Source organism: Streptomyces lothianensis, assembly GCF_047779955.1.
Taxonomy (GTDB): Bacteria; Actinomycetota; Actinomycetes; order Streptomycetales; family Streptomycetaceae; genus Streptomyces.
Genome location: NZ_JBLMKT010000010.1, coordinates 18,445 through 28,605 on the forward strand (window position 1 = coordinate 18,445; position 10,161 = coordinate 28,605).

Sequence of the window (10,161 nt, forward strand, 5' to 3'; positions counted from 1 at the left end):
TCAGAGGTTCCTCTCGGGGACAGGAGCGGGGGACAGAGCGGTCAGGCGTGCGTCGATGTCGCCGACCAGGTCCCTGGCATGCGGCATCAGATAGAAGTGGTCTCCGGGGAAGGCCCGCGCGGTGAAGGTGCCGCTGCCGACATCGGCCCAGGCGTGCACCGCGTCGGCGGGCACATCCGGATCGGCGTCGCCGTGGAACGCGGCGACGGGGATGCCGAGCCGATGCGCCACGGCCTCGGCTCGGTAGTCCTCCAGGAGCCGGTAGTCGGCGCGGAGGGAGGGCAGCACGAGGTCCAGCAGATCCGGGTGGTCGAGGGCGCCGGCCAGCGGCCCGCCACGGCGGCGGACGTCGGCGATCAGCGCTTCGTCGTCGCGGACTCGGAAGTCGGGCAGCCGGTGCGGTGCGGCACGGCCCGAGACCAGCAGAAGTCCGGGCAGGCCGGTGGCACGCAGCCGCACCGCGGTCTCGTAGGCCACCGAGGCGCCCATGCTGTGCCCGAAGAAGGCGGTCGGCCGGGCGGACAGCGTCCCGATTGCCTCGGCGACCGGTCCTGCCAGCTCGGCCATGCTCCGGGCCGGTGTCTCGGCGATACGGTCCTCTCGCCCCGGGTAGCGCACGGCGAGAACCTCGACGTCGGGGGCGAGGTGACGCGGCCAGTCACGGAAGAAACTCGCGGCACCGCCTGCGTGCGGGAAGCACACCAGGCGGGCCCTGGGCCGGACCGGGGAGTGCAGCGGGCGCAGCCAGTCGGCGGCGGCCGCGGGCAGCGGTGTCGTGGTCGTCATCGCATTCACCGCCGCCTGCGGAAACGGTTCGCGGACAGCGGGGCGAGTACGGCGATCAGGCCGAGGCTCCACGCCAGGGCGGCCAGCACGTGTGTCTGCGCGGGCCCCCCGGTGAGCAGTGCGCGTGAGGCATCCACCACCGAGCTCATCGGGTTGTTCGCCACGATCACGCCCAGCCAGCCGGGCATCGTGTCGGGCTCGACGAAGATGGAGCTGCCGAACTGCAACGGCACCATCGCCAGCATGCCGACGCTCTGCACCGTCTCGATGGTGCGCGCGGTCAGCCCGATGAAGGCGTGCAGCCAGGCCAGGGCGATCCCGTACAGCAGGAGCAGTCCGATGGCGGCGGTGGCCTGCAGCGGGCCGGTGTGCACACGGAAGCCGATCGCCAGGGCGAACGCGAAAACCACGAGCAGGCTGACCAGCATGCGCAGCGCGTCGGCGAGGATCCGGCCGGCGAGCACCGCGGACGGCACCATCGGGAGCGTGCGGAACCGGTCCATCACACCGTTGTTGAAGTCGATGTTGAGGCTGATGCCGGTGGTGCGCGAGGCGATTGTGGTGGTCAGCGCCATGATGCCGGGCATCACGTACTGCCGGTAGGCGCCCGCGCTGCCGGAGATCGCTCCGCCGAAGATGTACACAAAGATCAGCGCGAAGATCAGCGGCATCAGGGTGGCGTCCAGGATCTGCCCCGGACTGCTCAGCACCTTGCGCAGATTGCGCCGGGTGATGGCCAGTGTGTGACTGGTGTTCCGGCGCGCGGCCGACAGGCCGCCCGTCGTAGCGGTCAGGACGCTCATGCCGCACTCCGGGTGGGTTCGGTGTCGACGGCGCCCGTGCGGGACGCCGGCGCGAGGGGGGCGGTGACCGCCTCGGTGGCGGTCAGCGCCAGGAAGACGTCATCCAGGCTGGGCACGTGCGTGTCGAGGCGGGCCATGGGCAGACCGGCGGCCCCCAGCGCCCGTACGGCTGCGGTGATCACCTGGCCGTCATGGTCGAGCGGCAGCCGCACGAGGCACGAGTCGTGGTCGGCCGCGACCGGGCCGAGGCCCGCCCGCCGCAGCGTGTCGCCGACGACGCCCAGGTCGGACGGGTGCTGCGGGGTGACGTGCAGGACGGGGCCGCCGACGCGCTCGCGCAGTTCCCGCGCGGTGCCGGAGGCGATGACCTGGCCGTGATCGATGACCACGACGGAGTCGGCGAGCGCCTCGGCCTCCTCCATGTACTGCGTGGTCAGCAGCACCGTGGTGCCCTTGCGAGCGAGTGCGCGCACCTCCTCCCACAGGGAATTGCGGCTGTGCGGGTCGAGTCCGGTGGTCGGTTCGTCGAGGAAAAGCACCCGGGGCTCGCCCAGCAGACTCGCGGCAAGATCGAGTCGCCGCCGCATTCCACCGGAATAGCCCTTCACGGGGCGCGAACCCGCCTCGGTGAGCCGGAATCGCTCCAGCATGTCGTCGGCGCCCGCACGGGCACCGGCCCGGCCCAGATCGAGCAGCCGGCCGACGAGATAGAGGTTCTCCCAGCCGGATATGTCCTCGTCCACGGCGGCGTACTGGCCGGTCATTCCGATCAGGCAGCGCACCTCACGGGACTGGCGGGCCACGTCGTACCCGTGGATGAGCGCCTTCCCCGAGTCCGGTTTGACCAGGGTGGACAGCATGCGAACGGTGGTGGTCTTGCCCGCCCCGTTGGGGCCCAGCAGGCCGAGCACCGTGCCTTCGGGCACCTCGAAGGAGACCCCCTGTACAGCGTGGGTGTCGCCGAAGGTCTTGGCCAGGTTCTCTGCACGGATGGCAGGGGGTGTGATCGTCATCGGGTCGATCCTCTCGGTCTCCGCGGTGACAGCGGCGAAAGCGAGGCTAGGCGGCCGGATTATCGATGACATATCGAAGAGATTCGCCCGGCGGAAATCGCGACAGGCTCCGTATACGGAACGGGAAGGGAATCCCGATCGGCGGCCGCGCACCGAAACACCGCCGATAACGCGGCGAAAGAGCCGATTCCTACGGTCCACCGGTATGTGGAACGCGAATTGAGGAGTCGGATCCATGTCAGGTAGGGCGATACGGGACCTGGAACTGCTGCGCCGGCTGGCGCGGCATGCGGCCACCGACCCCGAGAGCATCGCGGTGTTGTCGGCGGAAGCACGCTGGACCTACCGGGAGTTCGACCGGCGGACCGGTGAACTGCGGGCAGAGCTCGCAAGGTTGGCGATCGGGGCCGGTGACGTCGTCGCCGTGCACGCGCGGCGCACTCCGGAACTGGCACTGGCGCTCGTGGCGGTCGCCCGCAGCGGTGCGGCCTTCATGGTGTGCGACGCCGCCCATCCCGTGGACCGGCTCCGGCTGCAGGCCGAGGCGGCCGCTCCCGCCGCGTGGCTGTCCTGCGACCCGGCCGGAATCCCTGCGGGGCTGGCCGAGGGTCTGCCGGTCATCGACATCGCCGACGGCACGGGCGCGACCGGCGCGGCGGGCACCATCGGCGCGCCGGGTAACACCGGCGCGGCGGGCACCACCGGCGCGGCGGAGGACGCTCATGGCTCCGTTGCCCCGGATGCCGCCTACGTGACCTTCACCTCCGGCACCACCGGCCGGCCGCGTGGCATCCTCGGCACCTGGGAGCCGGTGGAGCACTTCCTGTCCTGGTACACCACCGAGTACGGCCTCGACTCCTCGGTGCGCGGCGCCGTCCTCTCCGGGCTCGGCCACGACCCGCTGCTGCGCGACATACTCGTACCGCTGTGGTGCGGGGGCACAGTGGTCTTCCCGGATACCGAGCCGCGCGAGGCACACGCCGTCGCCGGGTGGCTCGCCGATGAACGAATCTCCCTCGCCCATCTGACACCCGGCCTGGGCGACGCGCTCGCCGACTGCGCACCGGAGGGCGGCTGGCCCGCGCTGCGGCTGACCGGGTTCGGCGGCGAACAGCTGCGCTGGCACACCGTGGATGCCTGGGAGCAGCTGGCCCCCGGCACCCGCGTCCTCAACCTGTACGGCACCACCGAGACACCGCAGGCCGTATCCGTGTACGCCGCCCGGACACCCGGCACCCCCGCGGCCGCCCGCAGCGGACCGGGAGTGCCGCTGGGTCCGGGCATCGATGGCGTCGAGCTGCTGTCGGAGGACGGTGAGCTGGTCGTCCGCACCCGCTACCTGGCCCGCTACCTGGACGAGCCCCGCGGCGAGGGCTTCGGCGGCAGCTACCGCACCGGCGACCTGGTTCGCGGCACGGCAGACGGTTCCTGGGAGTTCACCGGACGCCGGGACGACCAGCTGAGCGTGCGCGGCCACCGCCTGGAGCCCGCCGAGATCGAGGGCGTGCTTGCCACCGCCCCCGGCGTGGCCCGCGCCGCGGTCGCCGTACACGACGGCGTCCTCGTCGCCCACTTGGTCGCCGCCCCGGGACACACCGTGGACGAAGCGGACGTGCTGGACTTCGCCGCCGGACGGCTGCCCGGACACGCGGTGCCCGCGCGTGCCGTCCGCCACACCCGACTGCCGCTCACCCCCAACGGGAAGACCGACCGGGCCGCGCTGCGGGCAGCACCCTTGCCCACGGCCACCGGGCGGGCGCCGCGCGGAGTGCACGAGGAGCTTCTCTGCACGCTGTTCGCCGAGGTGACCGGCGCCGCCGGCGCCGGACCCGATGACGACTTCTTCGCCCTGGGCGGCGACTCCCTGACCGCGAACCGGCTGGTCAACCGGGTGCGCAGGCTGCTCGGACGCAGCCTGCCCGTAGCCGCCGTCTTCGACGCGCCCACCCCGGCGCGGCTCGCGCCGGCGCTCGCCGCGGCCGACGGCGGACGCCCCGCGCTCACCCGCGCCGAACGGCCCCCGACGCGGCTGCCACTGTCCAGTGCCCAGCGAAGGCTCTGGTTCGTCCATGAACTGGACACCGACGACACCTCGTACAACATCGCGCTCACCCTCACGCTCTCCGGACCGCTCGACCGGGCCGCACTGGCCGAAGCGCTCGGCGACGTGACCGACCGGCACGAAGTGCTGCGCACGCTCTACCGCAGCGCCGACGGCGAGCCCTACCAGGTGATCCTCGACAGCGCCCGCCCCCGGCTGCACACGGTCCGGACCTCCCCGGAGCAACTGCCGGACGAACTCACCCGGCAAGCCGGGCACCGCTTCGATCTGGCGGCCGCGCCACCGCTGCGGGCAGTGCTGCTCGCCACCGGACCCGAGGCACACACCCTGCTCCTGCTGATCCACCACATCGCCACGGACGGGGCGTCCACGGCACCCCTCGCCCGGGACCTCTCCGCCGCCTACACCGCGCGCCACGCGGGCCATGCGCCGGATTGGGACGAACTCCCGGTGCAGTACGCCGATTTCACCCTGTGGCAGCAGAGCGCCGAACGCCCCGCCGACGATCTCGCGTACTGGGAGCGCAGGCTCGACGCACTGCCCGAGGTCCTCGAGCTGCCCACCGACCGGCCGCGTCCCGCCGTGGCGTCCGGGCGCGGCGGCCAGGTGCGCGGCAGGCTCACCGCCGCACAGCACCAGCGGCTCCAGGATCTGGCCAGGACCACCGGAACCACCCTGTTCATGATGGTCCGGGCAGGTCTCGCGGCGCTGCTGACCAGGCTCGGGGCCGGGGAGGACATCCCACTGGGCACTGCCACAGCGGGCCGGGCCGACGAGGCACTCGATGCGCTCGTCGGCTGCTTCGCCAACACGGTGTGCCTGCGCACGGACACGTCCGGCGATCCGACGTTCCGCGAACTGCTCGGCCGGGTGCGCGCCGGTGACCTCGCCGACTTCGCCCATCAGGACCAGCCGCTGGACCGCCTGGTCGAGCACCTCAATCCGGCGCGTTCGCTCGCCCACCACCCGCTGTTCCAGACCATGCTGACCTTCTCCGGCGGCACGCAGACGGGCTTCGACCTGCCGGAGCTCGATGTGCGCGTCTCCACCACGGACCGGCGCGCCGCCAAGGTGGATCTGTCGTTCCTCTTCGAGGAGCCGCAGGAGCCCGGCGGACCGGTCACGTACACGCTCGAGTACGCGGCCGACCTGTTCGACCATGACAGCGCGGAGCGCCTCGCCGCACGGCTGATCCGGCTGCTGGAGGCGGCCTGCAACCGGCCCGACCTGCCCATCGGCGCGCTGGAGATCCTCGACGACGCCGAACGACAGCGGCTGCTCGTCGAGTGGAACGGGCCACGCCGTCCGGTCGGCGACGCCACCCTGCCCCAGCTGTTCGAGCGGCAGGTCCGGCGCACCCCCGACGCTCCGGCCGTCGAGCACGCCGGGGTGGGCCTGAGCTACCGGGAGCTGAACGAACGCGCCAACCGGATCGCCCGCCGGCTGATCGCCCTGGGCGCCGGGCCCGAACGCTATGTGGCCGTCGCTCTGGACCGCGGCGTGGATCTGGTCGCCGCCATCCTGGGCATCCTGAAGACGGGCGCCGCCTACCTGCCGCTCGACCCCGCCCACCCGGCCGGGCGGATCGACTTCGTGCTGTCCGACGTGCGCCCCGTCGCGGCCGTCACCAGCCGCGCCCACACCGGGATCCTGCCCGATGAGCTGCCCGCCCTGACCCTGGACGGAGCGGGCGACCTGGCAGACCTGCGAGCGCTGTCCGGCACCGATGTCACCGACGGCGAACGGACGTCCCCGCTGACGCCCGCCCACCCCGCCTACGCCATCTTCACCTCGGGGTCCACCGGCCGGCCCAAGGGCGTCGTCGTCGAGCACCGCTCACTGAACGCCTACCTCGCCTGGGCCCGCGAGGCGTACGACAGTGTGCGCGGCCGGGCCCTGGTGCATTCACCGGTCTCCTTCGACCTCACCGTCACCGGCCTGTTCGCCCCGCTGACCGCCGGCGGGACCGTACACCTCACGGAGCTCGACGGCCGTGGACCGGAGGGAGCGCCGAATCACCGCCCACAGTTCGTGAAGGCCACCCCCAGCCATCTGCCGGTGCTGCTCGCCACCGACGACGGCTTCTCGCCCACCGGGCAGCTGGTCCTCGGCGGCGAATCCCTGATGGGCGAGGTCCTCGACCAGTGGCGCGCCCGCAACCCCGGTGTCACGGTCGTCAACGAGTACGGGCCCACCGAGACCACCGTCGGCTGCACGGAGTTCCGTATCGCCCCCGGGGACCCGGTGCCCGCCGGCGTGGTCACCATCGGCAGGCCGGTCTGGAACACCCGCATGTACGTCCTCGACGCGCAGCTGCGCCCGGTGCCCGCCTCCGTGCCCGGCGAGCTGTACATCGCGGGCGACCTGGTCACCCGCGGCTACCACGGCAGGCCCGCCCTGACCGCGGGCCGCTTCGTGGCGGACCCGTACGGGCCGCCCGGCGCACGCATGTACCGCTCGGGTGACCTCGCCCGCTGGAACTCCGCCGGGCTCCTGGAGTTCATCGCCCGCGTCGACCACCAGGTCAAGGTACGCGGCTTCCGCATCGAACCCGGTGAGATCGAGTCGGTGCTCGGCGCCCACCCCGATGTCCGCGCGGCCGCCGTCGTGGTCCGCGAGGACCGCCCCGGCGACCCCCGGATCGTCGGCTACGCCATCCCACACGCCGCAGGGCAGCCGACCGCCGGGCCGGCCCCGGAGACACTGCGCGCATGGGCCGCACAGCACCTGCCCGCCTCCATGGTCCCGGCCGCCGTCGTCCTGCTCGATGCCTTCCCGGCCACCGCCAACGGCAAGCTGGACCGGGACGCCCTGCCGGCCCCCGAGGAACCCACCACCTCCGCGACCGGGGCCACCGCGCGCACGGCCCGCGAGGAGATCCTGTGCGGTCTGTTCGCCGAGGTCCTCGGGGTGCCGCAGACCGCCGTCGACGGCAACTTCTTCGACCTGGGCGGCCACTCCCTGCTCGCGACCCGGCTGACCGGCCGCATCCGGTCGGTGTTCGGCGTCGATGTCACGCTGCGCACCCTCTTCGAGGCACCCACACCACAGGAGATGGCCACCCGCCTCGACACGACCGCGCCCACCCGGACGCCGCTCGTGCCCCGTCCGCGCCCGGATGTCCTGCCGCTCGCCCCGGCCCAGCACCGTCTGTGGTTCCTGGACCGCCTGGCAGGCCCCAACGCCACGTACAACGTGCCGCTGGTACTGCGTCTCACGGGCCGGCTCGACGAGCCCGCCCTGCGGGCCTCCCTCAGCGACCTGGTCGCACGGCACGAGGCACTGCGCACGCTCCTGCCCGCGCGCGACGGCGTCCCCCGCCAGGAGATCCTGTCCCCCGCCCGCGCCCAGGTGCCGCTGCACACGGCCGAGTCCACGCCGCAGGACCTGGAGGCGGCCCTCGAAGCCGCCGCAGGTCATGCCTTCGCGCTCGACACCGAGCTACCGCTGCGGGCCACACTGCTGCGCACCGCACCCGAGGAGCACACTCTGCTGCTCCTGCTCCACCACACGGCCGCCGACGGCTGGTCCATGGGCCCGCTGCTGAGGGACCTGTCCCGGGCCTACACCGCCCGGCTCGCGGGGAGCCCGCCCGACCTGCCGGAGCTCACCGTCCAGTACGCCGACTACGCCCTCTGGCAGAGTCGTGCGCTGGGCGCCGAGGACGACCCGGACAGCGATCTGGCCCGCCAGGTCTCGTACTGGAAAAAGCAGTTGAGCGGAACCCCGGAACTGATCGACCTGCCGCTCGACCGGCCGCGTCCCGCCGCCGCCACCCACCAGGGCGGGCAGGTGCCCTTCCGGCTCCGCGCGCAGACGCACCGGGCACTGAGATCCCTCGCCCGCGCCGGCGGCAGCACGATGTTCATGACGGTGCACGCCGCTCTCACGGCGCTCCTGACCCGGGTCGGCGCGGGCACGGACATCCCGGTCGGCACGGCGGTCGCGGGCCGTGGCGACGAAGCCCTCGACGGCCTGGTCGGGTTCTTCGTCAACACCCTCGTGCTGCGCACCGACACCTCCGGCGACCCGAGCTTCCGTGAACTCCTCGAACGCGTCCGGGACGTGGACCTGGCGGCCTTCTCGCACCAGGACGTGCCGTTCGAGCGTGTGGTGGAGCTGACGAGCCCGGCCCGTTCCCTCGCCCACCACCCGCTGTTCCAGGTGATGCTCGTACAGCAGGACGACGCGGGAGAGGAACTGGACCTGCCGGGTCTCACCGGGAGTGTGTCGGACCTCGGCGCGGGGGTCGCCAAGTTCGACCTGGTCCTCTCCTTCCAGGAGAACGACGAAGGCCTCGGCGGCGAACTCGGCTTCGCCACCGACGTCTTCGACCGCACCACCGCCGAGGCGCTCGTCGACCGGCTGGTCCGGCTGCTCGAAGCGGCCGCCGACTGCCCCGACCGTCCGCTGAGCGCGCTCGGCATCCTCTCGGACGGCGAACGCCACACCTTGCTGAACACCTGGAACGACACGGACGGGGACGTCCCGGACCAGACCCTGCCGGCCCTCTTCGCCGCCCAGGCCGCCCGCACTCCCGACGCACCCGCCCTGCGCCTGGGCGGCGAGACGCTCCGCTATGCGGAACTCGACCGCCGCGCCAACCGGTTCGCACACCGGCTGCTCGCGAAGGGCGTGCGCCCCGAGTCCCGGGTGGCGCTCTACCTGGAGCGCTCCTTCGAAGCGGTCGTGGCGATCCTCGGCATCCTCAAGGCGGGTGCCCTGTACGTACCGCTGGACGTGCGCTACCCGGCCGACCGGCTGCGCACCATCCTCGAACAGGCGCAGGCCGCGCTCATCGTCACCGACCGCGACGACCTGCCGCTGCCGGCCGGGACCCGGAGGATGAGCCCGGAGGCCAGCGACGGCCCGGACCACGCACCACCGCCGACCGCCGCCCCGGGCCGCCTCGCGTACGCGATGTTCACCTCGGGCTCCACCGGCACGCCCAAGGGAGTCGCCGTCACACACCGCAACATCGCGGCGCTCGCCTTCGACCCGGCCTTCCGCGACGGCGCGCACCACCGGGTTCTGCTGCACTCGCCGCTCGCTTTCGACGCCTCGACATACGAGCTGTGGGTACCGCTCCTCGCGGGCGGCGAGGTCGTCATCGCACCGCCGGGCGACATCGACCTCGACGCGCTGAAGCAGCTGCTCGCCGGCGAGGGTCTGACCGCGGCGTTCTTCACCACCGCCCTGTTCAACCTCCTCGCGGAGGACCCCGACCGGCCCCTGTCCGCCCTCCGTGAAGTGTGGACGGGCGGCGAGACGGGCTCTCCGGCCGCGATGCGCCGAGCTGTCGACGACTGCCCCGACACGCGCGTGGTGCACGTGTACGGGCCGACGGAGTCCACCACGTTCGCCACCTGCCACCCGGTGCGCCGTCCCTACACCTACCGCACCACGCCGCCCATCGGCGGCCCCATGGGCAACACGACGGCATACGTGCTCGACGCGGCACTGCAACCCGTACCCGTAGGAGTACCCGGCGAACTCT

At 72.6% G+C, this 10,161-nt stretch carries 4 protein-coding genes; 1 reads left to right on the forward strand and 3 read right to left on the reverse strand.

Features of this window, described 5'->3' with window-relative positions; translation table 11 throughout:
- From ACLF6P_RS00850 to ACLF6P_RS00860, 3 genes are read right to left on the reverse strand one after another with little or no spacing between them, the layout of a single operon-like run.
- Complete coding sequence (locus ACLF6P_RS00850) at nt 1-786, reverse strand: thioesterase II family protein (protein WP_415947314.1); 786 nt, start codon at nt 784-786, stop codon at nt 1-3.
- A 5-nt stretch (nt 787-791) separates the two neighbouring features.
- A complete protein-coding gene (locus ACLF6P_RS00855) occupies nt 792-1,589 on the reverse strand; it encodes an ABC transporter permease (protein WP_415947315.1) in 798 nt (265 codons plus the stop codon).
- Nucleotides 1,586-2,602, reverse strand: a complete 1,017-nt coding sequence (locus ACLF6P_RS00860) for an ATP-binding cassette domain-containing protein (protein WP_415947316.1) — start codon at nt 2,600-2,602, stop codon at nt 1,586-1,588. Before ACLF6P_RS00860 ends, ACLF6P_RS00855 begins: the two co-directional genes overlap by 4 nt.
- 235 nt (nt 2,603-2,837) lie before the next feature.
- Here ACLF6P_RS00860 and ACLF6P_RS00865 point away from each other — a divergent pair.
- Nucleotides 2,838-10,161: amino acid adenylation domain-containing protein (locus ACLF6P_RS00865; RefSeq protein ID WP_415947317.1), on the forward strand; the 7,324-nt coding region annotated here is incomplete at its 3' end.

Bases quoted from the DNA above. Each gene is read 5' to 3' on its own strand.
- ACLF6P_RS00850 (WP_415947314.1), bottom strand. From the start codon at position 786: ATGACGACCACGACACCGCTGCCCGCGGCCGCCGCCGACTGGCTGCGC.
- ACLF6P_RS00855 (WP_415947315.1), bottom strand. From the start codon at position 1,589: ATGAGCGTCCTGACCGCTACGACGGGCGGCCTGTCGGCCGCGCGCCGG.
- ACLF6P_RS00860 (WP_415947316.1), bottom strand. From the start codon at position 2,602: ATGACGATCACACCCCCTGCCATCCGTGCAGAGAACCTGGCCAAGACC.